At 66.5% G+C, this 24715-nt stretch carries 22 protein-coding genes; 10 read left to right on the forward strand and 12 right to left on the reverse strand.

The features are described 5' to 3' along the window. Positions 1 to 16 precede the first annotated feature (16 nt). Positions 17 to 898 (forward strand): XdhC family protein, encoded by an 882-nt coding sequence (locus ACOOGG_RS03715; RefSeq protein WP_420432411.1) that lies wholly within the window; start codon positions 17 to 19, stop codon positions 896 to 898. Then, on the forward strand, positions 895 to 1014 hold the full coding sequence (locus ACOOGG_RS03720) for a YHS domain-containing protein (RefSeq protein WP_420432413.1): 120 nt from the start codon (positions 895 to 897) through the stop codon (positions 1012 to 1014). The genes ACOOGG_RS03715 and ACOOGG_RS03720 overlap by 4 nt, the downstream gene beginning before the upstream one ends. 18 nt (positions 1015 to 1032) lie before the next feature. Here the strand turns inward: ACOOGG_RS03720 and ACOOGG_RS03725 are convergent, their stop codons facing one another. The 6 genes from ACOOGG_RS03725 to ACOOGG_RS03750 all read right to left on the reverse strand — a co-directional run bounded on the left by ACOOGG_RS03725 (position 1033) and on the right by ACOOGG_RS03750 (position 7710). Beyond that, on the reverse strand, positions 1033 to 2265 hold the full coding sequence (locus ACOOGG_RS03725; RefSeq protein WP_420432415.1) for a cytochrome P450: 1233 nt from the start codon (positions 2263 to 2265) through the stop codon (positions 1033 to 1035). Between the two features lie 29 nt (positions 2266 to 2294). Continuing rightward, the gene (locus ACOOGG_RS03730; protein WP_420432417.1) at positions 2295 to 3662 is read right to left on the reverse strand and encodes an ABC transporter substrate-binding protein; all 1368 of its coding nucleotides are present in this window, start codon (positions 3660 to 3662) and stop codon (positions 2295 to 2297) included. Positions 3663 to 3799: 137 nt separating this feature from the next. Then, positions 3800 to 4597 carry an ABC transporter ATP-binding protein gene (locus ACOOGG_RS03735; RefSeq protein ID WP_420432419.1) on the reverse strand — a complete coding sequence of 266 codons (798 nt, stop codon included), beginning with the start codon at positions 4595 to 4597 and terminating at the stop codon, positions 3800 to 3802. Beyond that, entirely contained in the window at positions 4594 to 5427 is an 834-nt protein-coding gene (locus ACOOGG_RS03740) for an ABC transporter ATP-binding protein (protein WP_420432421.1), read from the reverse strand. Before ACOOGG_RS03740 ends, ACOOGG_RS03735 begins: the two co-directional genes overlap by 4 nt. Beyond that, on the reverse strand, positions 5424 to 6764 hold the full coding sequence (locus ACOOGG_RS03745; RefSeq protein WP_420432423.1) for a branched-chain amino acid ABC transporter permease: 1341 nt from the start codon (positions 6762 to 6764) through the stop codon (positions 5424 to 5426). The genes ACOOGG_RS03740 and ACOOGG_RS03745 overlap by 4 nt, the downstream gene beginning before the upstream one ends. 37 nt (positions 6765 to 6801) lie before the next feature. Beyond that, on the reverse strand, positions 6802 to 7710 hold the full coding sequence (locus tag ACOOGG_RS03750) for a branched-chain amino acid ABC transporter permease (protein WP_420432425.1): 909 nt from the start codon (positions 7708 to 7710) through the stop codon (positions 6802 to 6804). Positions 7711 to 7839: 129 nt separating this feature from the next. Here ACOOGG_RS03750 and ACOOGG_RS03755 point away from each other — a divergent pair, with 129 nt between their 5' ends. Beyond that, positions 7840 to 8403 carry a nuclear transport factor 2 family protein gene (locus ACOOGG_RS03755; RefSeq protein ID WP_420432427.1) on the forward strand — a complete coding sequence of 188 codons (564 nt, stop codon included), beginning with the start codon at positions 7840 to 7842 and terminating at the stop codon, positions 8401 to 8403. A gap of 28 nt (positions 8404 to 8431) precedes the next feature. On the opposite strand, the gene ACOOGG_RS03760 is transcribed toward ACOOGG_RS03755, so the two are convergent. After that, positions 8432 to 9226 carry an SDR family NAD(P)-dependent oxidoreductase gene (locus ACOOGG_RS03760; protein WP_420432429.1) on the reverse strand — a complete coding sequence of 265 codons (795 nt, stop codon included), beginning with the start codon at positions 9224 to 9226 and terminating at the stop codon, positions 8432 to 8434. A gap of 27 nt (positions 9227 to 9253) precedes the next feature. On the opposite strand from ACOOGG_RS03760, the gene ACOOGG_RS03765 reads away from it, so the two are divergent. Continuing rightward, the gene (locus tag ACOOGG_RS03765; RefSeq protein ID WP_420432431.1) at positions 9254 to 10315 is read left to right on the forward strand and encodes a hypothetical protein; all 1062 of its coding nucleotides are present in this window, start codon (positions 9254 to 9256) and stop codon (positions 10313 to 10315) included. A gap of 13 nt (positions 10316 to 10328) precedes the next feature. After that, positions 10329 to 10862 carry a UGSC family (seleno)protein gene (locus ACOOGG_RS03770; RefSeq protein ID WP_420432433.1) on the forward strand — a complete coding sequence of 178 codons (534 nt, stop codon included), beginning with the start codon at positions 10329 to 10331 and terminating at the stop codon, positions 10860 to 10862. A 16-nt stretch (positions 10863 to 10878) separates the two neighbouring features. Here the strand turns inward: ACOOGG_RS03770 and ACOOGG_RS03775 are convergent, their stop codons facing one another. After that, on the reverse strand, positions 10879 to 11736 hold the full coding sequence (locus ACOOGG_RS03775; RefSeq protein WP_420432435.1) for a PAC2 family protein: 858 nt from the start codon (positions 11734 to 11736) through the stop codon (positions 10879 to 10881). A 64-nt stretch (positions 11737 to 11800) separates the two neighbouring features. Here ACOOGG_RS03775 and ACOOGG_RS03780 point away from each other — a divergent pair, with 64 nt between their 5' ends. Then, positions 11801 to 12601 carry an SDR family NAD(P)-dependent oxidoreductase gene (locus ACOOGG_RS03780; protein ID WP_420432437.1) on the forward strand — a complete coding sequence of 267 codons (801 nt, stop codon included), beginning with the start codon at positions 11801 to 11803 and terminating at the stop codon, positions 12599 to 12601. Positions 12602 to 12608: 7 nt separating this feature from the next. Further along, entirely contained in the window at positions 12609 to 13118 is a 510-nt protein-coding gene (locus tag ACOOGG_RS03785; protein WP_420432439.1) for a (2Fe-2S)-binding protein, read from the forward strand. Here the strand turns inward: ACOOGG_RS03785 and ACOOGG_RS03790 are convergent. Continuing rightward, complete coding sequence (locus ACOOGG_RS03790; RefSeq protein WP_420432441.1) at positions 13094 to 16702, reverse strand: hydantoinase B/oxoprolinase family protein; 3609 nt, start codon at positions 16700 to 16702, stop codon at positions 13094 to 13096. The genes ACOOGG_RS03785 and ACOOGG_RS03790 overlap by 25 nt on opposite strands. 6 nt (positions 16703 to 16708) lie before the next feature. Further along, positions 16709 to 17845 carry a UDP-galactopyranose mutase gene (locus tag ACOOGG_RS03795; RefSeq protein WP_420432443.1) on the reverse strand — a complete coding sequence of 379 codons (1137 nt, stop codon included), beginning with the start codon at positions 17843 to 17845 and terminating at the stop codon, positions 16709 to 16711. A gap of 114 nt (positions 17846 to 17959) precedes the next feature. On the opposite strand from ACOOGG_RS03795, the gene ACOOGG_RS03800 reads away from it, so the two are divergent. Together ACOOGG_RS03800 and ACOOGG_RS03805 are read left to right on the forward strand one after the other, a co-directional pair. After that, positions 17960 to 19684, forward strand: a complete 1725-nt coding sequence (locus ACOOGG_RS03800; RefSeq protein ID WP_420432445.1) for an N-acyl-D-amino-acid deacylase family protein — start codon at positions 17960 to 17962, stop codon at positions 19682 to 19684. A 37-nt stretch (positions 19685 to 19721) separates the two neighbouring features. Continuing rightward, on the forward strand, positions 19722 to 20960 hold the full coding sequence (locus ACOOGG_RS03805) for an MFS transporter (protein WP_420432447.1): 1239 nt from the start codon (positions 19722 to 19724) through the stop codon (positions 20958 to 20960). 7 nt (positions 20961 to 20967) lie between these two features. Here the strand turns inward: ACOOGG_RS03805 and ACOOGG_RS03810 are convergent, their stop codons facing one another. After that, complete coding sequence (locus ACOOGG_RS03810) at positions 20968 to 21441, reverse strand: 2,4'-dihydroxyacetophenone dioxygenase family protein (protein ID WP_420432449.1); 474 nt, start codon at positions 21439 to 21441, stop codon at positions 20968 to 20970. 9 nt (positions 21442 to 21450) lie between these two features. Next, positions 21451 to 22398: an alpha/beta hydrolase gene (locus ACOOGG_RS03815; RefSeq protein WP_420432451.1), complete on the reverse strand. Its 948-nt coding sequence runs from the start codon at positions 22396 to 22398 to the stop codon at positions 21451 to 21453. Between the two features lie 50 nt (positions 22399 to 22448). Between ACOOGG_RS03815 and ACOOGG_RS03820 the strand changes: the two genes are divergently transcribed. Then, positions 22449 to 24710: a xanthine dehydrogenase family protein molybdopterin-binding subunit gene (locus tag ACOOGG_RS03820; protein ID WP_420432453.1), complete on the forward strand. Its 2262-nt coding sequence runs from the start codon at positions 22449 to 22451 to the stop codon at positions 24708 to 24710. The last annotated feature ends 5 nt before the right edge of the window (positions 24711 to 24715 follow it).

The raw sequence follows: 24715 nt of genomic DNA on the forward strand, positions 1-24715 counted from the left end.
CAGGCTGGCTAGAGGCGTGAACGTCGACGTCGTGGCCCGGGCGGTTGAGCTGCGCCAACAGCGCCAGCCGTTCGTGCTGGCGTCGGTGATCTGGCGGCGGGCGCCGTCGTCGGGCCAGCAGGGATCGCAGGCGGTGATCCTGCCCGATGGCTCGATGCGGGGCTGGCTGGGCGGGGCATGTGCCGAGCCCACCGTGATTGTGGAGGCGCTGGCCTGCTTGGACCACGGCGAGTCCCGGCTGCTGTGCTTGGGGCCAATGGACGGCCGAGACCGAAGTCGCAGTCCTGCCTCCGGCCAGGCCGATGGCCACAGCGACGGGCTGCGGTCGATTGCCATGGCCTGCGATTCGGAGGGAGCGATGGAGATCTACCTAGAGCCGAGCCTGCCTGCGCCGCAGGTGGTGGTGATCGGCCGCACGCCGGCAGTGGACGCCATCGCCTCGGTGGCCGCAGCCATTGGCTGGGACGCGGCGATCGTCGACGACGGCGGCCAGCCCGACCACCACGCGAACCCCGAGTTGGTGTGCACCAGCTTGGATTTGAGCAGCCTGGCCATCGACCAGGCCACTGCTGTGGTGGTGGCCACGCAAGGCCACTACGACGATGTGGCGCTGGCGGTTGCCCTGGGCACCGACGCTGGCTACATCGGCCTGGTGGCCTCGGCCAAGCGGGCCGAAGCGATGCGCGACTACCTACGCAGCCAAGGGTTTGGCGACAACGACCTGGCCCGCATGCACGCCCCCGCTGGCATGGACCTGGGGCGAATTCCCAACCGGGAGATCGCCGCAGCGGTCATGGCCGACCTAGTGGCCCGCCGGGCTGAGGGACAGCTCGCTGCCGAGACCGCTTCTGGCCGCGGAGACCGTCTTGAAGATGCCATCGACCCGTATGCGGCATGACCGTGCTGGTGGCCGACGCCCGCTACCACACAGTCCACGACGGCACCGACTACTACTTCTGCGCCGCCGGCTGCCAGGAGCGCTTTGTGTCTGAGCCGGAGGTGTTCGCCTCCTAGACCGCCCAGGCTTGCCGGTCAGGTGGCGGCGTGGAGGACTACGTCGAGGCTGGTGGGGGAGCGGAGCACGATGCCGGTGTCGGGAGGAACATCGCCGGCGAACTCGAATCGGTCGAACCGGTCGAGCAGGTACTCCAGGGTGCGCTCCATCTCCAGTTTGGCCAAGAGTGAGCCGGTGCAGGTGTGTGGGCCGCCGCCGAACGCCCGGACCGGGCCTATGGGCGTGTAGTTGGGGCGCTCCTCGCCTTGGAATCGGCCCACGTCGAACATATCGGGGTCGTCGAACCGGGCAGTGTCGTGGTTGGCGCTGGACACGAACGACATCACCTTGCTGCCCTCGGGAATGGTGGTGCCGTCTACTGCCAGGTCGTGCTTGGCCATGCGGATGGTTACGTGGACCGGGGGCCGGTACCGCAGGATCTCGGTGACCGCGGAGCTGACCAGCTCGGGGTCGTCCTTCAGGCGTTCCCACTGCTCGGGCTGCAAGATGAGGTGCTTGACCAGGTTGGCCAGCGCCCGGTCGGTGGTCTCGATCCCGGCTGAGAGCAAGAACGCGGTGAAGCTGCGGACTTCGTCGTCGGACAGCCGCTCGCCCTCGTACTCCATCGAGCACAAGTCCGACAGCAGCTCGTCGCCGGGGCAGGTGCGGCGCTCTTCGATGCTCGGGGTGACGAAGTCGAACAGCTCGTCTCGGGCGGCCTCCCCCCGGGCGTGGACCTGCGGGTCGCGGGTCACGTTCGAGGTCCCGGCGGCGACGATGTCGTTGTACCAGTTGCGGAAGTTGCTGGCCTCGCCCATGTCCATCAGCTCGGCAATGGCGCCCAGCGGCACCGGCTCGGTCAGCCCGGTGCGCAGGTCGGCGGCCTCGGGGGCCACCGGGAGCTGCTCGCCGTACTCGTGGACCAGCCCGGAGACGATCTCTTCGATGGTCGAGCCCAGATAGCGGGGACCCCGCAGGCGTTTGGCCAAAATGGCGTCTTTGCGGCGGTGCTCGTCGCCCGACATCTGCAAGATGGCCCGACCGAAGATACTGGACGTGCCCGGCTGGTTCATCAGCGGACCGAAGCTGTCACCGTCCTCCAGCATCGAGGTGATGTCGTCCCACCGGGTCAGCACCCACGCCTGGAGCGGCTCAACCCACAAAGCGGGGGCTTCCTCCCGCATCCGGCGGAAGATGGGAAAGGGGTCGGCCCCCACGTCGTCGGCCAGGTAGGCCGCAAACTCTTCAGCGACCGCACTGGAGTCCGACAACGTGGGGGCCTTTCGATTAGGCGATTCGGCTAGCCGATCTCGATTCCGTATTCGCCGTCGAAATTGTCGGCGTAGAAGGCGAACGGGTTGGCTGGAACCATGCCGCCGGTGCTGGGGTCGAGCGAGAACGCCGCTCCACACTGGCTGTGGTTGCTGGAACTCCAGTCGATCGGGCAGGTGATGCCCATGGTGTCGAAGCTTCCCTTGAGGGCCTCGGTCAGGCTCTCGCGGCTCAGCTCGCCGGTCTCTGCGGCCCGCTCAATGGCCTGGTGGAACACGTAGCCGTTGAGGAAGCCGTGGGAGAAGTTCAGGTTCAGGTGCTCGCCGTCGTAGCCGGCCAGCGTTGCGCACCGCTCCATGTCAGCGGAGGCTTCGATGTCGTTGTTGGCGGTCAAGAACGAGTGAATGCCGAAGGTGTGGTCGCTGACCTCTTCGGGGCCCTCGGTCCAGATGGAGTTGGCCGCGATGCCGTGGATGCCGATGATGGGGATATCGGTGATGCCGGCATCCGCCATGCCCTGCATGACCACCAGCCCGGCGCCGGGCGACCCGTGCAGAGTCACGTAGTTCACGCCGTCGTTGTCGATGCCCTCTTGGAGAGCCGTCATCTGGGCGACCACCTCGGTCGCGCCCGGGGCAACGTACTGGGTGCCCACATAGGTGCCGCCAGCTCTGTTCACCGACTGCTCCACGTAGGCGGCGAACTCGGTGCCGGAGGGCACCTCGAGGCTGATGCCCATGACCACCGCGTTCTCGATGCCGCCCACATCGGCGGCGATCTGGCCGGCGGCCAGGTCGGCCTGGTCGCCGTAGTGGGCCAGGTTGTTGAAGTACTGGTCGCCCTCGAGCTGGATGTCGATGGTCTGGGGCGGGCCTATCACCGGCAGGTTCAAGGCCTCCACGTCGGGCTGGAGCTGGGTGCTGATGTGCGAGCCCCCCAAGCCGAGCAGGGCGATCACCTTGTCGTCCTCGGTGAGCTTGGTGAAGTTGATGGCCGCGGTCTCAGCGCCGAACTGGTCGTCTTCGGGCAGGTAGTCGATCATCCGCCCGAGGATGCCGCCATCCTCGTTGACGCACTCGAAGTAGGCCTCGATGCCGTGGCTGTTGAACGACTGGGACGATGCGGTGGGCCCGGTCAGGTCGCCCATCCAACCCACCTTGATGGAGTCGGAGGTCACACCGTTGTCCGGGTTGTCGGGAACTGTCATCGGTGCGGGTTCCTCAGGGGCTGGCGCCTCCGTAGGGGCCTCGGTGGGCGCCGGCGCCGGCGCTTCGGTTGCAGCAGCCGTTGGCGCGGGAGCGGCAGCGCCGCCGTCATCGTCGTCGTTGCCGCAGGCTGCCGCGATCAGTGCGAACGCGAACAATGCTGCAAGAACCTTCAGCCAGCGTGAAGTCATAGGTTTTCCCCTCTTGTCTTTTTTGCCGCCATTAGGCGACCTCATCTGACAGCCCAACAATCGAATGTTCAATAGTTGGCCCTCCAACAGATCACCCTAATTCACATTGGGCGTCAGACACGAAATCTGCGTCGCTCTCAGCTCTCGGCCATCTCGGTGCCGAGGTATGCGGCGATGACCCGCTCGTCCTTTTGCATCTCCGCAGGGGTCCCCTCGGCGATCTTCTGGCCGAAGTCGAGCACCATCACATGATCGGCGATCGACATGACCACGCCCATGTCGTGCTCGATGAGGAACACCGTCATGTCGAGCTCGTCTTGGGCGGTGTAGATGTAGCGGATCATGTCCTGCTTCTCGTCCACGCTCATTCCAGCCATCGGCTCGTCCAGCATCAACAGCTCGGGTTCCATGGCCAGCACTCGGCCGAATTCGATTCGCTTTTGCACCCCGTAGGGCAAGTCGCCCACCGGCTCTCGCTTGAACGCGCCCAAGTCGAGCAAGTCCACCACCCGCTCGATGGCCTGGCGGGCTGCCAGCTCCCGTTTGACTGCTCGCCGGGTGAACAGGCCCCCTTCGATGAGCCGGGTGTGCTCGTGGATGTAGCGGCCGAGCAGCAGGTTCGTGAGCACGTTCTCGCCCATGAACAACCCGAGATTCTGAAAGGTCCTCGCTACCCCCAGGCGGGCTATTTGGAAGGGTCGGTACGACAGCAGGTCTTCGGTGGGCTTGTTGTTGGGGTGGAACTGGACTTTGGCGCCAGCCAGCGGCTTGTAGACGCCGGAGATGGCGTTTACCAAGGTGGTTTTGCCGGCGCCGTTGGGGCCGATGAGCGCGAAAAGGGCGCCTCGCTCAACGCTGCCGCTGATCGAGTCGCACGCCCTGACGCCCCCGAACTGCACGGTCAAGTCGTCGAAGCTCAAAATGGGATCGCTCATGATTCTGCCACCGGCGGCCTCTGGCCATGTTCCAGGGGCCTGCTTCGACCGGGCCGCTCGATAGCCGCATAAGACGTGTGGGCCTCGCCGCCGCCGCCCAAGTACAGCTCCTGCACCATTGGATTGCCTCGAAGCTCGGCCGCGCTGCCCTCCAAGAGCACCCGGCCCAACTCCAGCACGTAGGCCTCGGCGGCGTGCTCGAGGGCCAAGCTGGCGTTCTGCTCGATGACCAGTATCGAGGTGCCCCGGGTGTCGTTTATCTCGGTGAGCAGCTCGAACAATCGGTGGACGATCTTGGGGGCCAAGCCCAGCGACAGCTCGTCGCAGATCAAAAGCGACGGCTGCGACATGAGCGCCCGGCCCACCGCCACCATTTGCTGCTCACCCCCCGACAGCAGCCCGGCGGTCTGGTTGAGTAGCGGGCGAAGCTGGGAGAACAGCTCCAAGTTCTGCTCCAGCGACTCGTCGATGCCGGAGACGTCGCTGCGGCTGGCCGCACCGCACAGCAGGTTCTCCTTCACCGTGAGGTTGGGGAAGAGCTTTCGCCCTTCGGGCACCTGGGCCACGCCGGCGGCCACGATGTCAGGGCTTTTCTTGCCCAAGATCGAGTTGCCGCCCAGCTCTATGCTGCCCCGGCGCACTCGGCCTTTGTGGAGGTAGAGCAGGCTGGTGACCGATCGGACCAGGGTGGTCTTGCCCGCACCGTTGGCGCCCAGAACCGACACGAAACCGCCGGAGGGCACGGCGATGCTCACGTCGCTCAGAGCGGTTACGCCCCCGTACACCACCGTCAGGTCTTTGATCCTCAGGTCGAGCCCGCCGTTGCTCATGGGTTGCTCCTCGTCAGGGACCGGCTCAGCCAGCCCTTGAAGTCCTTCCACATGCCAGCCAGGCCATCGGGCTTGAACATCAAGATGATCACCACCAAGAACCCCTTGATGGCCAAGTCGATCTCGCTGGGATAGTCGCTGAGGAAGTCGATGTCGCGCACGAACCAGAGCTCTTCTCGGGCCCACTTGAACCACTCGGGCAGGAACCAGAAGAACGCGGAGCCGAAGATGGCCCCCTGGATGCTGGAGAAGCCGCCGACCACGATGATGATGGCGTAGTTCAACACCGTCTGGACGTTGAAGCTGTCCTCGCCCCGAGAGCCGATGTAGAACGAGGCCAGCGTGCCCGACATGGCCACCACCGCGGACGAGACCGCGAAGGCCATGAGCTTGGACCGGGCCACGTTGATGCCCAGCAGCGAGGCTGAGACGTCGCGGTCGCGCACCGCGGCGAAGGCTCTTCCCTCCCGGGTCCGAACCACGTTCACCATGAACAAGATCGACAGCACCGTGATGGGCATGATCACCCAGTACCACCGGAACTGGCCGTTGATGATGAACTCGCCGTTGTCGTCGGGGTCGATGCCGGGCAGCCAGTGCAGCCATGAGGCGATCCGCGGCGAGTTCTCACCTTTGAAGCGGATGCCCACGAAACCGAAATACTCCTGGAGGTACTCCCGCCACACCAGCATCATCACGAAGTGGAATCCGAAGGTGGCCAGCAGCAGGTACAGGTGCTTGAGCCGCAGCGCGGGCAAGCCAGAGATGGCACCAACCACCGCTCCGGCAACGGCCGCAGCCGGCAGGGCCAGCCACATGTTCCCCCCGCTCCACTGCACTCCTACGATGCCGCCCACGATGGTGCCCAAGGCCAAAAAGGCCACATGGGCCAAGCTGATCTGGCCCGAGTAGCCCACCAGCAGGTTGAATGCCGCCGCCCCCATGGCGTAGATGAGCACCAGGTTGACCACCGAGAACCATGTTGCCCAGGGGAACTCCATGGGCGGGTTGAAGTCGGAGGCCAATATGAAAGGCAGCACCAGCAGCCCGAAGGCGGTCGCGGCGGCCCAGGATCGGCTGCTGGGGGTGCGCCACAGCCGCATGTCCTCGCGGTGGGTGAGCTCGCCCCGCGGCGTCCACTTCCACGCCAGCCGGGCCACCACGGCCAGCACCGCCACGGTGATCACCGCCTTCCACCAGAAGTTCAAGTCGCCGGTGGTCGATCCCAGTACGAAGGGGACAACTGCGGCGATCATGAAGGGAAGAGCCCGTTGGAGGCCCGAGGGCCGGTAGGTCTGGGGCTCTTGGCGGGCGGCCGGGTTTTCTGTGGCGGTCATCGGCAGTCGCACCATTGTGAGTGTTTTGCCATTCGGGTCATACCCGCTCCAAGTCCTTGCGGCCCCATAGGCCGGTCGGCCGCACCAGCAGCACTAGGAACATCACCGAGAAGGCCACCGGCTCACGCCACTTGGTGCCCAGATGGCCGTTGGCGAACTGCTCGATCACCCCAACCACTAGGCCGCCCACGATGGAGCCCCCCAGCGAGGTGAGACCGCCTACCACCGCGGCCGGGAAGGCTCGCAGGCCGATGGCTTCGATGCTCCGGTCGATGGCGCCGGTTACGTGGCCGAACAGCAGCCCGCCGATACCGGCCATGACCATGGCCGCGGCCCAGGTCATGGCGTATACCTTGTCGGGGTCGATGCCCATGGCCGCGGCCGCCTCGATGTCGTCGGCCACCGCCCGCATGTGCAATCCCAGGCGGGTGTATTTGAAGAATAAGAAGAACAACAGCACGCACGCCGCCACCACGGCGAAGATGACGAGATCCACATGCCTCACCGTGGCCCCGCCGACCTCGAAGCTGCCCTGGGGCAGCAAGTCGAGGCGGCCTCGCTCGGTCGGGCCGTAGAAGATTAGCAAAAGGGCGCGGATGATCGTGGCAATGCCCAGCGTGATCAGCACAATGGCGAAAAACCCCTGCCCCACCATTCTTCGCATGATCCCGTAATGAACCAAGAGGCCGAACACCAGCATGACCAGCAGCAACACGAAGACGCCCAAGAAGAAGTTGAGGTTCTCCGAAATCAAGAACGTCAGCGCGAAATAGGCCCCGAGCATCAGGAACTCCCCGTGGGCCAGGTTCAAAACGTCGGTGCTCTTGTAGACAAGCACGAAGCCGAGAGCCACCACGGCATAGATGGCCCCGAGCGCCAAACCGCCGATCAACAGCTGCAAGTTGATGCTGGGATCAGCCGTGAAGTTGCCGAAAGCTAGAAGCATGGCCCCCCTCAGGTCGACCGGGTGTTGCCGCTCGACAGGCAGTGACGGTAGTTTTCGCTCGCTGAAGCCGACAAATCCCGATGGTCCCGCCCTGGGCGTCGGAGGCTTGAGAACAGGGAGGCAAGCGGAATGACCAGTGAGACCGGTGGCCTGTCAGAGCGCATCGCCCGCCTAGAGGCTCTCGGGGAAATCCGCGACCTGGTGGCCCGCTACGGGATGGTGGTGGACGACCGGGATATCGAGAGTTTGGCCGACATGTTCACCTCTGATGCCAAGTTCGGCTTGGCCGATGGCATGGTGGCAAACCAGGGACGTCAGGCGGTCATCGACTTTTACACCGAGCGCATGGCCGCGTTCGGCGCCACCTACCACTACCCCCACAGCCACGTTATCGAGCTGGATCCCGACCGCCCCGGCCATGCCACGGGCCAAGTCAACGCCCACGCCGAGCTGGCCCTCGACGGGCGAACGCTGGTGACCGCCCTGCGCTACTTCGACGAGTACCAGGTGGAAGACGGACGTTGGTGTTTCGTGGAGCGGAAGGTGGCCATGATCTACTACATGGACATGGCCGATTTGGCCGACGGGGGGCTTTGCGACGACGACCGCAAGCGCTATTTCGGCACCGTCGGCCCCGCAGAGATTCCCGAGAGCCTCGATACCTGGAAGAAGTTCTTCGCCGCCGTCGGCTGATCGGTTGGCGGCTGAGCTCCCCGAATAATCAGGCGGCCGACATGCCTCCATCGATGACGATGGCGGTGCCGGTGGTCCACGACGATTCGTCGGAGGCCAGATGGAGGGCCAACTGCGCGATGTCGGTGGTGGTGCCCAGGCGTCCGATGGGGTGACGGATCACGGCGGCTTCGATCATCTCGTCGACGGTGGCGTCCGCGGCGACGTTGGCCGTGGCCGAGAACCCGCCCCGCTTCTCGTAGGTGGCCCGCACCAGGGGGGTGGGCACGGTGCCCGGGCAGATGGCGTTGACCCTTATGTTGTCGGGGCCGTAGTCCACCGCCATCTGCCGGGTGAGGCCGATCACCCCGGCCTTGGCCGCGGCGTAAGCGGCTATGCCTGGGACCCCGATCACCCCGCCGACGCTGGCTTGGAGCACCAGCGAACCGCCGCCGGCTTCGATGAGGTGGGGTAGGGCGAACTTGACCGACAGCCATTTGCCGGTGAGGTTCACCCCGATGACCCGGTTCCATTCCTCGAGGCTGAGGTCGCCGGCCCGGCCCGGACCGTCAACACCGGCGTTGGCGTAGACCGCGTCGAGGCCTCCGAAGGCGGACACGGCCTGCTCGGTCATGGCCCGGCAGTCGCTGGGCTGGGTCACGTCCACCCGTAGGCTTATGGCCGAATCGCCAATCTCGGCCGCGGTGGCCGCGGCGGCGTCGGCGTTGATGTCGGCGCACATCACCTGTGCGCCCTCGGCGGCGTACAGCTGGGCCGCGGCCTTGCCAATACCAGAGCCCGCCCCAGTCACAATGCTTCTTTTGCCTGCCAGTCTTCCGGTCATGGCGGCGGACCCTACTAGTTTCGCCGTATGGCTCAGGAGTTGGTGCTTGATGAGGTGGAAGTCCAGGAGGAGTATTTCGAGCGGGGGTGGACCGACGGGCTCCCGGTGGTGCCGCCCACCCCGGAGCGGGTTCAGGCCATGCTCGACTACGCCGGTGTGGGGGCGGGCGACATTGTCGGCAACGTGCCGGAGCGATCCCGGGAGGTGACCGCGGAGAAGGCGGCGGTCAACGCGGTGATGGCCGGATGTCGCCCCGAGTACTTCCCGGTGGTACTGGCCGGGCTGTCGGCCATGCTCGACCCCCGGTTCGGGTGCCATACCGTGGTGACCTCCACCGGCGGCGCGGCGCTGTGTGCGGTGGTGAGCGGGCCGCTGGTGGCCGATCTGGGCTTCAACTCCTTCCGCAACGCGCTGGGGCCGGGCTACCGGGCCAACGCCACTGTGGGCCGAACCCTGCGTCTGGTGGCCATGAACGTGCTGGGGGCCCGGTCCGACAGCCTCGATGGCTCGTCGCTGGGCCATCCCGGCAAGTTCACCATGCTGGTGGCCGAGGAGCCCCCGCCGGAGGGGTGGCCGCCGCTGCGGGTGGAGTTGGGCTACGGCGAGGGCGACACCACGGTGACGATGTTCCCATCGGAGGGCCCGCACCAGGTGGCCAACCATCTCAACGGCGACCCAGAGGGGATCCTGCTGACCTTTGCCGCGGCCATGACCAACCCGGCCACCTACGCAGTGGCAAAAAAGCACCAGGTGCTGCTGGTGATCGGCCACGAGCACCGTCAGATCCTGGCCGAAGCCGGATGGACCAAGCAGATGGTGCGAGAGTTCCTGGCCACCCACAGCAGGGTGACCCCCGAGCACTTGATGGATAGCGGTGTGCTGTTGGAGTACACCGCCCAGAACGACATGACTCCCGACGCCGACGGCAAGCTCAACACGGTGCGGGGGCCCCACGACATCTTTCTGGTAACCGCGGGCAGTCCGGGGGCCGGTTGGTCGGCCTACATCCCCAACTGGGCCCCGACGGTGCACTCGGAGGCCACCACCCGCAAGGTGGCCGCTCCGGGTGATGGACTACCCTTAGCGTAAGGGAGGAGATCGCATGTCGTCTGTAACCGTTCTGTCACCGGTGTACGAGCAAGCCCAGGTAGATGAGGTGGCGATGGCCCCCCGTCGCACTCCCAGTGAACCGGTAGTGATCGGTGTAATCGAAAACGCCAAGAACAACGCCAAGGAGCTGCTCACCTATGTGGCCGAGGGCCTGCGGGATCGCCTCCCGGTGGCCGACATCATGGTCCACTCCAAATCAGCCGCCGGCAAGCCCATCGACGCCGACGCTGCCGAGATGCTGGCCGCCCGCTCCCACCTCATCATCTCCGGCCTGGGCGATTGAGGGGCCTGCACCGCGTGCAGTCTGCACGATGCCGTTCACATGGAGTCCCGAGGCATTCCCTCGATGCTTCTGATCACCGAGCCGTTTGAGCCGGTGGTCGAGTCCTTCGCCCCCACCGTGGGCATGGCCTCCTACCCCGCGGTCACCGTCCCCCATCCCGTCTCCACCCTCGACGACGAGTCCCTCCAAAAACTGGCCACCACCATCATCGACGAAGCCCTCGCCCGCCTGACGGTGAACTAGAGGGGGCTCTCGGCCCCTATTTCCAGGGGTCGCGGAGGAAGGCTTCGAATTGGGTGGCTAGGTCGTCGCCGGTGGGGAGGAGGTCGTCGGCCTCGTCGATCTGGCGCTCGAGTTGGGCGACGTAGTTCCTGAGGTCATCGTCGCCGGCTACGGCGGTGTCGACCCGCTCTCGCCAGGCGGCGGCGGCCTCATCGAGCTCGTCATGGTCGGTGATGATGCCGGTAATCAGCTCGAACCGCTTGAGCAGCGAGCGGGTCGCTTCGGGGTTGGGCGGTCCGGGCACGTAATGGGGTACCGATACTCGCAGAGAGATGACCGGGATGCCGGCTTGGTCTAGAGCGTCGTGAAGTGCGCCCACCAGGCCGGTGGGGCCCTCATAGGTGGGGCGGCCCAAGCCGAACATGCGAGCCAGCTCGGCGTTGGTGGAGCTGCCCACCACTCCCAGCGGTCGAGTGTGAGGGGCGAGGCCGACCATGGCCCCCAACGTGACCACCAGTCCGGCCCGGCACTCGGTGGCCACTTCCACCAGATAATCGGCGAAGGTGCGCCACCTCAGGTGGGGCTCCACGCCGTCGACAACCACTAGGGAGTGCTTGGCGCCGTAGCGCTCAACCCCGGCCACCTCGGTGGTCGGCCAGTCGATGACTCTTTTTCCTTCGTCGTTCAGACGGACTTCGGGTCGGCGATCCTGGAAGTTGAAGAACCTCTCGGGGTCGATGCGGGCCAGGGGTTCGACGCCGTTGGCGCTTTCCTTCATCAGCTGCACCGCAGTGGTGGCCGCGTCAGCCGCGTCGAACAGACCCTCCAAAGCCACCACCATGACCGGGTTGGATTGGGAAGGTTGGTCGATCAACCATTCCAGCTCCTCCGCCATGGCCCAAGACTCGCACCGGCACGGCGGTGGGGCAAGCCAGATAGCGGTGAGACAAACTGGATTGATGAAGGGGCTCGGAGTCTTCGACCTCAGCGGAAGGGTGGCCTGCGTCACCGGTGGGGCCAGCGGTATCGGCGAGGCTGCGGTAGAGACGCTGGCGGCGGCCGGTGCCGCCGTGGTCTTGGGCGACATCGACGGCAACGGTGCGGCACGCGTCTGCGACCACATCATTTCCGAAGGCGGACGGGCGATGGCTCTATCGGTGGACACCACTCGGGCCGACCAGGTGAGCTCCCTGGTACAGGCCGCAGTAGACGAGTTCGGGCGGCTGGACGTGATGGCCAACGTGGCGGGCGTGGGCAGCTACGGCGATGTGGTGGACGTGACCGAGGCCGAGCTGGACCGGGTGCTGGCCATCAACTTCAAGGGGGTGTTCTTCGGGTGCCAGGCAGCGATGCGGGTAATGGCCCCTCGGGGATCGGGCTCCATCGTGAACGTGTCGGCCACCGCCATCAACACTCCGGTGGGGGGACTATCGGTGTATGCGGCCACCAAGGCAGCGGTGGCCATGCTCACCCAGTCGTTGGCGGTGGAGGCCGGGCCCGACGGGGTGCGGGTCAACACCATCGCACCCGGTTTCACCCTGACGAACTTTGTGGGAGGGCATCTTCGCGACGACCAGGGCCAGGTGGACTCCGCCGAGATGGACAGCTATCTCAAGCTGATGCGGGACCGCTCCCCGCTGGGCGAGGTGTGCGAGGCGGCTGATCAGGCCAACCTGATCTGGTTTTTGGCCTCTGATGCCTCCCGCTATGTGACAGGCCAGATCCTGCGGGCCAACGCCGGCCAGAGCATCACCTGGTAGCACCCCGATGAGCCCGAAGCGCATGGTCCAGTTGCAGGCCAACGGCACCGAGTACTCCACCGAGGCCGAGACCCGCACCACTTTGGCCGACTTCTTGCGCCGCCAGTGCGGGCTCACCGGCACCCACCTGGGGTGCGAGCACGGGGTGTGCGGCACCTGCACGGTGCTGGTGGACGGTGCCGCGGTGCGCTCGTGCCTCATCCTGGCCGTGCAGGCCGACGGCTGTGAGGTGTCCACCATCGAGGGCCTGGTGGACACCACCGACCCAGCCAACCCGGTGCTGGGACCGGTTCAGCAGGCGTTTGCCGACGCCATGAGCTTCCAGTGCGGCTTCTGCACACCGGGAATCATCATGTCCACCGTGGCCTGGCTGGCCGACCGCCCGGCCGAAGCTGATGCGCCGTCCGACCATGAGATCCGGGAGCTTTTGGCCGGCACCCTGTGCCGCTGCACCGGCTACACCAGCATCGTCGAAGGTGTCCGCCTAGCCGCTCAACGCTCCTGTGGCGGGCCGTAGCCGCCTCCGCCGGGGGTGGAGACCTCGAAGCGGTCGCCGGGCTGTACCTCGGTGCGGAACACGCCGGGATAGGTCTCGACGGTGCCGTCTGTTCGCAGGACGCGGTTGACTCCCACGGCGCCGGGTGAGCCTCCCTCGATGCCGTAGGGGGCCACTTTCCGCCGAGACGACAGCACGTTGAGGCTCATGGGCTCCTCGAATCGGGTACGGCGCACCACCCCGTCGCCACCCTGGTGGAGGCCCGCGCCGCCGCTGCCCCGGCGGATGGAGAAGTCCTCCACCACCACGGGGTGGCGCTGCTCCAGCACCTCGGGGTCGGTGAGCCGGGCGTTGGTCATGCCGGTGTGCACGGCGTCGCAGCCGTCTCGCTGGGCGGTGGCCCCCGCGCCCCCGCACACCGTCTCGTAGTACTGGTGGCGATCATTGCCCCACACCACGTTGTTCATGGTCCCCTGGGAGGCGGCCACCGTGCCCACCGCACCGAACAGGGTGTCCACGATGTGCTGGGAGGTCTCCACATTTCCGGCGAAGACCGCGGCGGGCTCGACGGGGCTGATCATGCTGGGCGACGGGATGATCAACTCAACCGGATCCAGGCAGCCGCTGTTGAGCGGGATGTTGTCATCCACCAGGCAGCGCAACACGTACAGCACCGCGGCCCGGCACACCGGTTGGGGGGCGTTGAAATTCCCGGGATGCTGGTCGCTAGTTCCGGTGAAGTCGACAGTGAGCGTCCGTCGGCCGCGATCTATGCGCAAGGCCACCGACACTTGGGAGCCGTCGTCGAACGCAACGGTGAACGAGGCGTCTTCCAGGCGATCAATCAGGCGTCGGACCGACTCGGCGGCGTTGGCCCGGACATGGTCCATGTACGCATGCACTGTCTCCAAGCTGTAATAGTCGATCACTCCGGCCAGCGAGACTGCCCCCTTCTGACAGGCGGCCAGCTGGGCCTTGATATCAGCGATATTGACGTCGGGGTTGCGGGCCGGCCATTCGGCGCCGTTGAGCAAGGCCCGGATCTCTGCCTCCTGGAACCGCCCGCCCCGGGTTAGAACCTCGCCATCGAACAGCACCCCCTCCTCCGAGATGCGCGACGCGTCCGCAGGCGCTGAGCCGGGGACTGTGCCGCCTATGTCGGCGTGGTGGCCGCGGGACGCGGTGAAGAACAGGATCTCATCGCCGTCGGCATCGAATATCGGCATGACCACGGTCACATCGGGCAAATGCGTGCCTCCGTTGTAGGGGGCGTTGGTGATGAAAGCGTCGCCTGGCGTCATGTCGGGATGGCGGGCGATGATCGCCTTGACCGCCATATCCATCGAGCCCAGGTGTACCGGCATGTGAGGAGCGTTGGCGATTAGCTCGCCGTCGGGGTCGAACACCGCACAGGAGAAATCCAGTCGCTCTTTGATGTTCACCGAGGCGGCGGTATTTTCCAGCGCCACCCCCATCTGCTCGGCCACGTTCATGAAGAGGTTGTTGAAGATCTCCAGCATCACCGGGTCGGCCTCGGTGCCCACCGCCGCGTCCGGGCGGGCCACCACTCGGCTCAACACCAGCTCGCCGCTTGGGGCTGCCGCGGCGGCCCAGCCTGGTTCAACCACTGTGGTGGAGAGGGGGTCCACGATGACCGAGGGGCCGTCCACGGCTGCCCCTGGGCCCAGATCTGCCCGGTCGAAGAAGGAGATGTGGTGGGCTTGCCCCTCGAAGCTGGCCTGGTGGAGGGCCAGGGGGCTGGGTTGGGGCAATGAGATGGCGGAAGGTTGTTCGGCCAGGGTCTCGGTGAGGCTGCTGCGTCCGATGGCTTCTGCTTGGATCGACTCCAGCACAATCGGTGTCTCGGGGGAGGCGAATCCGAAGCGAGTCCGGTGGAGGTCTTCAAAGGCCGCTACGACCGGTAGGTAGTCGTCGGCCGCCACCTCGAGTGCGGTGTCGGACCCCTCGTATCGCAGGAAGTAGCTGGCCTCGATGTGGATGTGGGAGTGGGGCAGGTCGGCGGCCACCTCTGTGTAGGCCGCTGCGGCCAGCTCCCCGATGTCGGTGGCGATGGCGCCCAGCAGTTCCTCGGTGAGGGTTTGGCCCACCGCCCGCTCAGTTACCGAGCGCACGTCGGCTAGGCCGATGCCCAGCGCCGAGAGCACCCCGGCGTGGGGATGGATCAACACGGTGGACATGCCCAGCTCGTCGGCCACCCGGCAGGCGTGCTGGCCGCCGGCGCCGCCGAAGCAGGCCAGGGTGTAGGCGCTCACGTCATGGCCCTGCTGCACCGAGATGGTTTTGATGGCGTTGGCCATGTTCTGGACCGCCACATCCAAGAACCCCCCAGCGGCCCGCTCTGGGGTCCACGGCTGGTTGGTGGCCTCGGTGATGGCGGCAGCCAGATCGGCGAAGGCGGTCCGGGCCGCGGCGGCATCGAGAGGCTGGTTGCCTTCGGGGCCGAACACCGCCGGAAAGTGGTTGGGGTGCAGGCGGCCCAGCACCACATTGGCATCGGTCACGGTTAGCGGCCCGCCGTTGCCGTAGCACGCCGGGCCGGGTTCGGCGCCGGCGGAGTCGGGGCCCACTCGGAAGCGGCTGCCGTCGAAAGACAGGATCGAGCCTCCCCCGGCGGCCACGGTGTGGATCAAGATCATCGGCGCCCGCACCCGGACCCCGGCGACCACCGCGTCGGTGGTGCGCTCGAACCGGCCGTCGTAGTGGGAAACATCGGTGGAGGTGCCGCCCATGTCGAACCCGATCAAGCGGTGGTGGCCGGCGGCCTCACCGGTGCGGGCCATACCCACCACCCCGCCGGCCGGGCCGGACAGCAGCGCGTCCTTGCCCCTGAAGTGGTCGGGATGGGCCAGGCCGCCGTTGGACTGCATGAAGAACAGCGAGGTATCGATCTGGTCCTCGACGGACTGGATGTGGCGGCGCAGCACGGGAGTGAGATAGGCGTCGGCCACGGTGGTGTCTCCCCGGGGTACCAAGCGGATGAGCGGGTTCACCTGATGGCTGGCCGAGACATGCTCAAACCCCACCTCGGCGGCGATCTTGGCCAGACGGGCTTCGTGATCGGGGTAGCGATAGCCGTGTACCAGCATGATGGCCGCTGACCGCAATCCAGCCTGGTGGGCTGCGGCCAGCTGCTGCCGGGCATCTTCCTCATTCAGTGATCGCTCAACGGTGCCGTCGGCCCGCACTCGCTCGTCCACGGTGACCACTTCGCTGTACACCATGTCGGGCAGCACGATGTCGAGGGCGAACAGGTCGGGCCGGGTCTGGTAGCCGATGCGTAAGGCATCCGCGAACCCCTTGGTGGTGACCAGCACAGTAGGCTCGCCCTGACGTTCCAGCAGGGCATTGGTGGCCACGGTGGTGCCCATCTTCACCTCGGCCACCTGGTCCGATGGGATCGGCTCATTGGCACTCAGTCCCAACAGGGTCCGGATGGCTTCGACGGCGGCGTCGCGGTATCGAGGGCTCTCCGACAGCAGCTTGACGGTAACGACGTCCCCATCGGGCTTTCGGGCCACCACGTCGGTGAACGTGCCGCCCCGGTCGATCCAGAAACTCCATCCTTGTGACATCGCCTCGGCCATGACCGGCTATCCGCCCAGGTCAGCAGCCACTCGGTTGGCCACCGCCATGGCATCGGCGATGGCCTCGTCCTGGTTGATGTAGCGGTAGGTGGCCAGCCGCCCGGCGAAGTAAACCGGGATGTCGAATTGCTCGGCAATCTCTTTGGCCAGCTCGGCGTTGCGACGCTCGTTGGCTCCGTCGGCGGTCAGCACTGGATAGTGGCGGCGAGGGGCGCCCGGCATCTCCTCGCTGACCACCGTGCCCCCGATCTGCTGTCCGGTGGCGTGCTTGGTCTCCACCGTTCGGGTGTAGGGCACTCGGGCCGACGGGCGGTTGGTGACATAGGCCGGGGTCAAAACGCCGCCGGGATCATCGGTGGGGGAGTATCTGGAGCGCATCTCGATTCCCCGCCACTCCAGCTCGCCGGGGCAGCCGGCGAAGTCGTCCAGCGCGGCGGTGATGATCACCGCGTCGTGGTCCTGACCGAGGCGATCGGCGTCGTCAACGGTGATCTCGGTGTCCAAGGTGACCGCCACGGTGGACAGCACTGACTCGATCACCTCGTTGATGCCCTTGGGGGGAAAGTACTGCCAGCGGTCCCGGAACAGTCCCCGGTGGCCATCGCGGCGCAGCTCCACCCGCTTGGGCGCGAAACGGGCCGACAGCTCAGTGGCCGGGCGGCCCCACTGTTTGGCCGTGTAGTCCCGTATGAACAGGTCATACAGGGTGCGGCCCATCATCGACACCACGTAGTCCTCGAAGTTGTCGCCGACGGGCTCAGGCGGCAGGGAGGCCAGCTCCCGCTCCACGGTCGGCCACACTGGCAGCTCCTTCAGCTCGTCCACCTGTGGAGGCCACGACAGCAGGAGGCCCTCGTGGTCGTCATCATCGGGCGACAGGAACACCTCGGTGAGCACCTCGTGGTCGTAGGGCCGGGTGAGCCCGTGGGTGGTCACGAACTGGTTCACCGCTTCGTTGGAGGTGTGAAAGATGTGGGCCCCGTTGGGCTCGTACACCACCCCGTTCATGGTCTCGGCCCGTGAGTGACCGCCCACCACGTTGGTCCTCTCCATCACCTCCACCGCGAATCCGGACTCGGTCAACAACCGCCCGGCCACCGCTCCCGTCCACCCGGCCCCGACAATGCCGATGCGTCGCCTCACAGGGTAAGCCTCGAGGGCCGTGACGGCATCGGGAACTCCAGTCGAACGTCTCGGGTACGGTAGGGGGGTTGAGCCTAAAGGCCCAGAAAACGACGATAGCGCAGGGGTAGGACGATGTTGGACTGTGTAATTCGGGGCGGGTTGGTGGTCGACGGCACCGGAGCGCCGGGTCGGGTGGCTGATGTCGGGGTGCACGACGGACGCATCGTTTCCCTTGGCCGGTCGCACGAGCCGGCCAGTCAAGAAATCGACGCCGATGGGCTGGCCGTGGCCCCGGGGTTCATCGACGTCCACACCCACTACGACGCCCAAGTGCTGTGGGATCCCCATCTCACTCCCACGTCTTTGCACGGAATCACCACCGCTATCGGCGGGAACTGCGGCTTCACCATCGCCCCGATGGTGCCCGATGAGGCCGATTACGTGATGCGGATGCTGGCCCGGGTGGAGGGCATGCCCACCGTGTCGTTGGAGGCCGGGCTGGACTTCGGCTGGTCTTCATTCGGATCGTGGCTGGATCGCCTGGAGGGAAATGGACTGGGCATAAACGCCGGGTTCTTGGTGGGCCACAGCACGATTCGCCGGCTGGCCATGGGGTCGGCCGCGGTGGGCGAGACTGCTTCTGAGCAACAGCTTGAGTCCATGAAGGCGCTGCTGGCCCAGAGCTTGGCCGAAGGGGGCCTGGGTTTCTCCTCCACCAAGGCCACCGCCCACAACGACCACCACGGCGACCCCGTGCCGTCTCGGGCCGCCACCGATGCCGAGCTGGTGGCATTGGCCGGCGTGTGCCGGGACTATCCGGGCACCACCCTGGAGATCATTCCCAGCATCGACCCCATCTGGTCGCCGGAGACGTACGAGCTGATGACGGCCATGGTGCTGTCCGCCGATCGCCCCCTGAACTGGAATCTGTTCAACGTACGGCCCGGCGAGGACGCCTATCTGGAGAATCGTCTGGGTTCTGCCGACCACGCGCGGCAGCGGGGGGCCACCGTGGTGGGGCTCATGCTGCCCGACGTCATGCAGATGCGGCTCAACTTCGCTACCGGGGTGCTGTTCGACACCCTGCCCGACTGGGCCGAGATCATGCACTTGGACCCGGCAGCCAAAGCTGAGGCTCTGGCCCGCCCAGAGGTGCGCCAGCGGCTGCTCAGTGGTGCGGCCCAGGCGTCCCATCGCACTTGGGTGCGGTGGGCCGAGACCACAGTGGTGGACGTGTCTTCGCCAGCGCCCCATTTGCAGGCATTGGTGGGCCGCAACGTCGGCGAGCTGGCGGCAGAGCGGGGCCAGCATCCGTTTGACGTGATGTGCGACATCGCCTTGGAAGACGACCTGATGACCGGGTTCGGGCCACCGGTGGTGGGCGACGACGACGAGTCGTGGAAAAGGCGAGCCGAGATGCTGGGCGATCCCCGGGTGCTGGCCGGCGGCTCCGACGCCGGAGCCCATCTGGACATGATGATGACCTGGGGTTGCACCTCAGCGCTGGTGGGCGACACCGTGCGCGATCGGGGGCTGTTGAGCCTGGAGCAGGCGGTGAACCTGGTAACCGACCGCCCGGCCCGCCACTACGGCCTGCGGGGCCGAGGGCGGCTGGCCGAGGGCTGGTGCGCCGACATCGCGGTGTTCGACCCGGACCGCCTCACCAAGGCCCCGGTGACCACCGCATGGGACATGCCCGGCGGGGGATGGCGCCTGACCGGCGGTGCCGAGGGCATCGAGCACGTGCTGGTAAACGGGGTCGAGACCCAGCGATCCGGCCAACTGATCGAATCCCGCCCCGGCCAGGTCATCCGCTCCGGCCGCGACACCGACACGGTCACCGCTGCCGGCCCCTGATAGCTCCAGATTGCGGGGACCAGAGTAGAAAGAGCGGGTGATCGAGGGTCCTGATCGGCGGGTGCCGCGCTCGGTGCATGCCCTGGGCTATCGGGACTATCGGCTCTATTGGACCACCAGCGTGGTGTCCAACATCGGGTCGATGATGTATCTGGCCGCCATCGGCTGGCTGGTGGAGGACATCACCGACGATCCTTGGAAGGTTACGGTGGCGGCTACCGCCGGATTGATTCCTCTGTTGGTGATGAGCCCGTTTGGGGGATCGCTGGCCGACCGCTACAGCCGAACCCGCCTTTTCTTGGCCACGGTGGTGGGCCAGATGGTCGTGGCGGTGGCGTTGGCCTGGGTGGTCCAGATCGACGCTGAGACGTTCTGGGTGCTGGTGGCCTTCTCCATCGGCGGGGGCGCCACCGCGTCGGTGGGTGCGCCGGTGCAGCAGGCCATCGTGGTGGAGTTGGTGCCGAGCGGGGCCATGCGCAACGCCATCTTCTTGAACTCCACCCAGTGGAACATCTCCCGAGCGGTGGGCCCCATGCTGGGCGGATGGCTCATCCAGTTCTGGGGCCCGGCCGCGGCCTTCTGGTTCAACGCAGCCAGCTTCACCGTGCTCGTCGCCGGGCTGAGCCTGCTGCCGCCTCGGCCACCGCCGGGGGCATCGTCAGGCCGGGGCTTTGTGGCCGACTTCCTCTCGGGACTCCACTACGCCCGGGGCATCGAGGGCATCCGAGTAGTGATGCTGGCCAGCTTCATGCTGGCCGCGGCCATCTCCCCAACCCAGTGGCTCGCCCCGGTGATCGCCGACGACGCCTTCGGTGTGGACGCCGCCGGCTTCGGTGTGCTGTTGGGCGCCTTCGGGGTGGGGTCTCTGGTCGGCGCGGTGCTGCTGCTCCAGTTCGACCGGGGGACCGCCTATAGCCGTCTTGTCACCATTGGCTTCGCCACCGTGGCGCTGTTCACCCTGGTTCTGGCGGTGGTCCCCACTTTCGGGTTGGGAGTGATGGCCATGGGCGCGGTGGGCATGGCCTTCATGGTGACCATGCCCACCCTCACCAGCGCGCTGCAAACCCTGTGCGACGACGTCTACCGAGGGCGGGTCATGAGCCTGTGGATGATGCTGTTCGGGTTGGCCGCACCGGCGAGCATCTTGGTGCAGGGCTCGATAGCCAGTGCCATCGGCATCCGCTGGGTTCTGGCCATCACCGCCTTCATGGTGGCCGCTTACCTGGTTAGCCAGCTCGCCCTTGGTCGCCTCCGCCACCTGGACACCGCGGGCTGAGCGACCGCTACAGAAGGATGCCGTTGGGGCGGGGGACGCCCTGTTCTTCGCAGTAGCGGTAGTACATCTCCAGGTTGGACTGGGCGTTGGATATGTACTCCACGTTGCCGTCGGGGTCGAGGTACTCCACATCGCCGTAGATTGCCGACACCAGTTCGGTGGGCTCGGTGTTGTCCTCGGGCACGAACAAGGTGTGGATAGAGCCCGCCGGCTCATAGAGGTAGCTGCGGCCCCGGTTCATGAAGTCGTTCTCCCGATAGCCCCAGGCCCCGCTCAAGGTGAAGGCCAGCACCGGCCCTTGGTGTCGGTGGGTCTGCACCGTCAGGCCCGCTGGCATGAAGCCGTGCAGCACATACAGGCCGTCGTCGGCGTTGACCTGGAGAAGTCGCATCCGAGCCCCCACCGCGGTGTTGTCCACGAACGGCACGTCGTCGACCCCCACATGACGGGCCGATGGGATCACCTGGTCCAAGAGGCTCATGGTCTCAGGCTAGCTGTCGGCGCTCTCCAAGATTTGGGCCAGCCAGGTGTCGGTCCTGTCGTTGGCGGCTTGGGTCATCTTGGTGGGGAACACCGAGAACCCGTGGGGTGAGGCTGGGTAGATGGCCAGTTCGGCGGGGTTGTCTGCCGCTCGCCACCGGGCGGCCATGAACAGAGAGTCGTCGTAGAGGTAGTCGAAGGTGCCGACGGTGAACAGCGCAGGGCACAGGTGGTTGAGTTCGGCATAGAGCGGGGAGATGTCGGGGTGCTTGCGGGCCTCGGTGTCGTGGTCGCCCACATAGAGGTCCCGGAATCCGGTGTTGCCCAGCTTGATCTGCGATGGGGTGCCGCTCAGGTCGTACACCCCGAATACCAGGTTGGCTCCGATGAATTCCCCAGCGGCGTCGTGGCGATCGCGCAGGCGCACCAGCGTGGTGGCCGCCAGGTTGGCCCCGGCTGAGCCGCCGCCGATGAGCAGGGGTACCGAGCCGAACTCGTCGCGGCCCGGCCCCAAGGCCCACAGCGCGGCGGCCTCGCAGTCGTCGGGACCTGCGGGCCAGGGATGCTCGGGGGCCAGCCGGTACTGGGCGCTGACCACCGCGATCTGGTGGGTGTCGGCCATGGCCCGGTTGCTGCGATCACCCATCTTGGGGTGGCCCATAAAGAACCCGCCGCCGTGGATGTCGAGGTACACCGCCCGGGCCGGGCCGTCGGAGGCGAATACCCGCAGCTCCAACTCGTCGCCCGCCGCGCCGGCATACGTGCGGATGTCCACGTCATCGAGTACCGCAGAGGCGAGGATGCCGCCGCCCAGCGAGTCGAGGTCGCGGGCTTGGGCCAGTCCCTCGGGGCTCGATAAGTCGGTTACCGCCGAGTCCAACGAGAACTTCGACAGAAAGTCCAGGGCTTCCGGCACATATTCGTCGAGGGCTGGGTCGTAAAGCTGGCTCAAATCCACGGGCTAGTTCTAACATCTGCTGGTCTCCCATCGACAAAAAGGGGAAAGCCGTGTCGAGTTCTGGTTCGATTCTGGGAAATTCTGTCGTCCGCCTTGAGGATCCGGGGCTGTTGACCGGCGCGGAGCGCTACTACGACGACTTCACCCCCGAGGGCACGGCCTACGTCACGTTCGTGCGCTCGCCGGTGGCCCATGCCGCCATCACGGAGGTCGATGCCCTCGAGGCCCAGGCCATGGACGGTGTGCTGGCGGTGTACACCGGCGACAACATCGGCTTGCCGGCAACCGCCGGGTTCCCCATGCTCCCGGTGTTCGAGCGCCCGCAGATCGCCGCCGACCGGGTGCTGTTCGTGGGCGACATCGTGGCCGCCGTGGTGACCGAGACCCGCGAGCAGGGTATGGACGCGGCTGAGGCGGTGTTTGTGGACTACGACCCGCTGCCGGCGAACGCCGACCCCCACAAGGCTCTGGCCGAGGGCGCTGAGGTGCTGTGGCCCCAGAACGAGGGCGGCAACCTGGCCTTCCACACCGAGCTGGGCGAAGACGACGGTTTGGCCGAGGCGGCCCACGTGGCCGAGGTGAAGATGGAGAGCCAGCGGCTGGCCGCGGTGCCCATGGAGCCCAACGGGATCCTGGTGGAGCCCGGCACCCCCGACGGCGGCATGACAGTGACCTTCCCCAGCCAGGCCCCCATCGGCCTCAAGGACGGGTTCGCCGGCCTGTTCGGCCTCGACGGCGACAGTGTGCGGCTGATCGCCCCCGCGGTGGGCGGCGGTTTCGGGGCCAAGACCGGCCTGTATCCCGAATATCTGGTGGCGGCCAAAGCCGCCCTGGAGCTGGGCCGCCCGGTGAAGTGGACCGAGTCGCGCTCCGAAGACATGGTGTCGCTGGTGCAGGGCCGGGGCCACACCCTCACCGCCAAGATGGGGTTCGACGGCGACGGCCGCATCACCGGGATGAACCTGCACTGCCTGGCCGACTCCGGTGCCTATCCGGCTATCGGCAGCTTCTTGCCCATCCTCACCCAGACCATGTCCCAGGGGGTCTACCAGATTCCCAAGATCAAGTTCTCCGGCGATTCGGTGGTGACCAACACCACCCAGATCGCCGCCTATCGGGGCGCGGGCCGTCCCGAGGCCACCCAGATTCTGGAGCGGGTGCTGGACGTGGGGGCCGACGAGCTGGGCATCGACCCCGCAGAGATCCGGCGGCGCAACTTCATCGCCGCCGACCAGTTCCCCTACGCCACTATCACTGGGGCGAACTACGACTCCGGCGAGTACGAGAAGGCGCTGGACGCCGCTCTCGAAGCCTCGGGCTACGCCGACCTGCGGGCCGAACAGGCCTCCCGACGGGACTCAGGCGACTCCAAGCTGTTGGGCATCGGCGTTTCTGCCTACGTGGAGATCACCGCTCCTCTGGGCCTGCACACCGAATACGGCCGGGTGGACGTGCTGGGCGACGGAACCGCGGAGATCCGGGTGGGCACCAGCGCCCACGGCCAGGGCCACGAGACCTCGTTCGCGATGATCGTCAGCGACCTGTTGGGCGTGCCAATGGAGAGCATCAAGCTGATCCAGTCGGACACCGCCGAGATTCCCCGGGGCTCGGGCACGCTCGGCTCCCGCTCGCTTCAGACCGCGGGCAGCGCGGTGTACAAGGCCAGCGAAGAGGTGCTAGCCCAGGCCAAGGAGCTGGCCGCGCAGCAGCTTGAGGCCAGCGCGGATGACATCGTGGTGGGCGAAGGCGGGCTGCACGTAGCCGGCGTTCCCGCCCAGGCGGCATCTTGGGCGGATCTGGCCTCCGCCGCCGAGGGCGGGTCTATCACCCACGAGCTCGACTTCGACCAGGGCGGGTCCAGCTTCCCGTTCGGGGCCCACGTGGCCGTGGTCGAGGTGGACACCGAGACCGGCGGGGTGGAGCTGCTGCGCCATGTGGCGGTGGACGACTGTGGCACCATCTTGAACCCGCTGCTGGTGGCCGGCCAGCAGCACGGGGGCGTGGCCCAGGGAGCGGCCCAGGCGCTGTTCGAGTGGGTGCAGTACGACGAGGACGCCAACCCCCGCACCTCCAACCTCACCGACTACCTCATGCCCTCGGCGGCTGAACTGCCCTCATTCGAGGTGAGCAACACTGAGACGGCCAGCCCGCTGAACCCTCTGGGGGCCAAGGGCATCGGTGAGTCGGGCACCATCGGATCAACCCCCGCCATCCACAACGCGGTGGTCGACGCGGTGTCGCATTTGGGTGTGGCCCACATCGACATGCCCACCACCCCCGAGCGCATCTGGCAGGCCCTGGCCGCCAGCTAGCCCGC

The organism is Candidatus Poriferisocius sp., assembly GCF_965214065.1.
Taxonomy (GTDB): Bacteria; Actinomycetota; Acidimicrobiia; order Acidimicrobiales; family Bin134; genus Poriferisocius.

Coding starts and splice junctions, on each gene's coding strand:
- ACOOGG_RS03720 (WP_420432413.1), top strand. CDS start 895: ATGACCGTGCTGGTGGCCGACGCCCGCTACCACACAGTCCACGACGGC.
- ACOOGG_RS03730 (WP_420432417.1), bottom strand. CDS start 3,662: ATGACTTCACGCTGGCTGAAGGTTCTTGCAGCATTGTTCGCGTTCGCA.
- ACOOGG_RS03735 (WP_420432419.1), bottom strand. CDS start 4,597: ATGAGCGATCCCATTTTGAGCTTCGACGACTTGACCGTGCAGTTCGGG.
- ACOOGG_RS03740 (WP_420432421.1), bottom strand. CDS start 5,427: ATGAGCAACGGCGGGCTCGACCTGAGGATCAAAGACCTGACGGTGGTG.
- ACOOGG_RS03745 (WP_420432423.1), bottom strand. CDS start 6,764: ATGACCGCCACAGAAAACCCGGCCGCCCGCCAAGAGCCCCAGACCTAC.
- ACOOGG_RS03750 (WP_420432425.1), bottom strand. CDS start 7,710: ATGCTTCTAGCTTTCGGCAACTTCACGGCTGATCCCAGCATCAACTTG.
- ACOOGG_RS03755 (WP_420432427.1), top strand. CDS start 7,840: ATGACCAGTGAGACCGGTGGCCTGTCAGAGCGCATCGCCCGCCTAGAG.
- ACOOGG_RS03760 (WP_420432429.1), bottom strand. CDS start 9,226: ATGACCGGAAGACTGGCAGGCAAAAGAAGCATTGTGACTGGGGCGGGC.
- ACOOGG_RS03765 (WP_420432431.1), top strand. CDS start 9,254: ATGGCTCAGGAGTTGGTGCTTGATGAGGTGGAAGTCCAGGAGGAGTAT.
- ACOOGG_RS03775 (WP_420432435.1), bottom strand. CDS start 11,736: ATGGCGGAGGAGCTGGAATGGTTGATCGACCAACCTTCCCAATCCAAC.
- ACOOGG_RS03780 (WP_420432437.1), top strand. CDS start 11,801: ATGAAGGGGCTCGGAGTCTTCGACCTCAGCGGAAGGGTGGCCTGCGTC.
- ACOOGG_RS03785 (WP_420432439.1), top strand. CDS start 12,609: ATGAGCCCGAAGCGCATGGTCCAGTTGCAGGCCAACGGCACCGAGTAC.
- ACOOGG_RS03790 (WP_420432441.1), bottom strand. CDS start 16,702: ATGGCCGAGGCGATGTCACAAGGATGGAGTTTCTGGATCGACCGGGGC.
- ACOOGG_RS03800 (WP_420432445.1), top strand. CDS start 17,960: ATGTTGGACTGTGTAATTCGGGGCGGGTTGGTGGTCGACGGCACCGGA.
- ACOOGG_RS03810 (WP_420432449.1), bottom strand. CDS start 21,441: ATGAGCCTCTTGGACCAGGTGATCCCATCGGCCCGTCATGTGGGGGTC.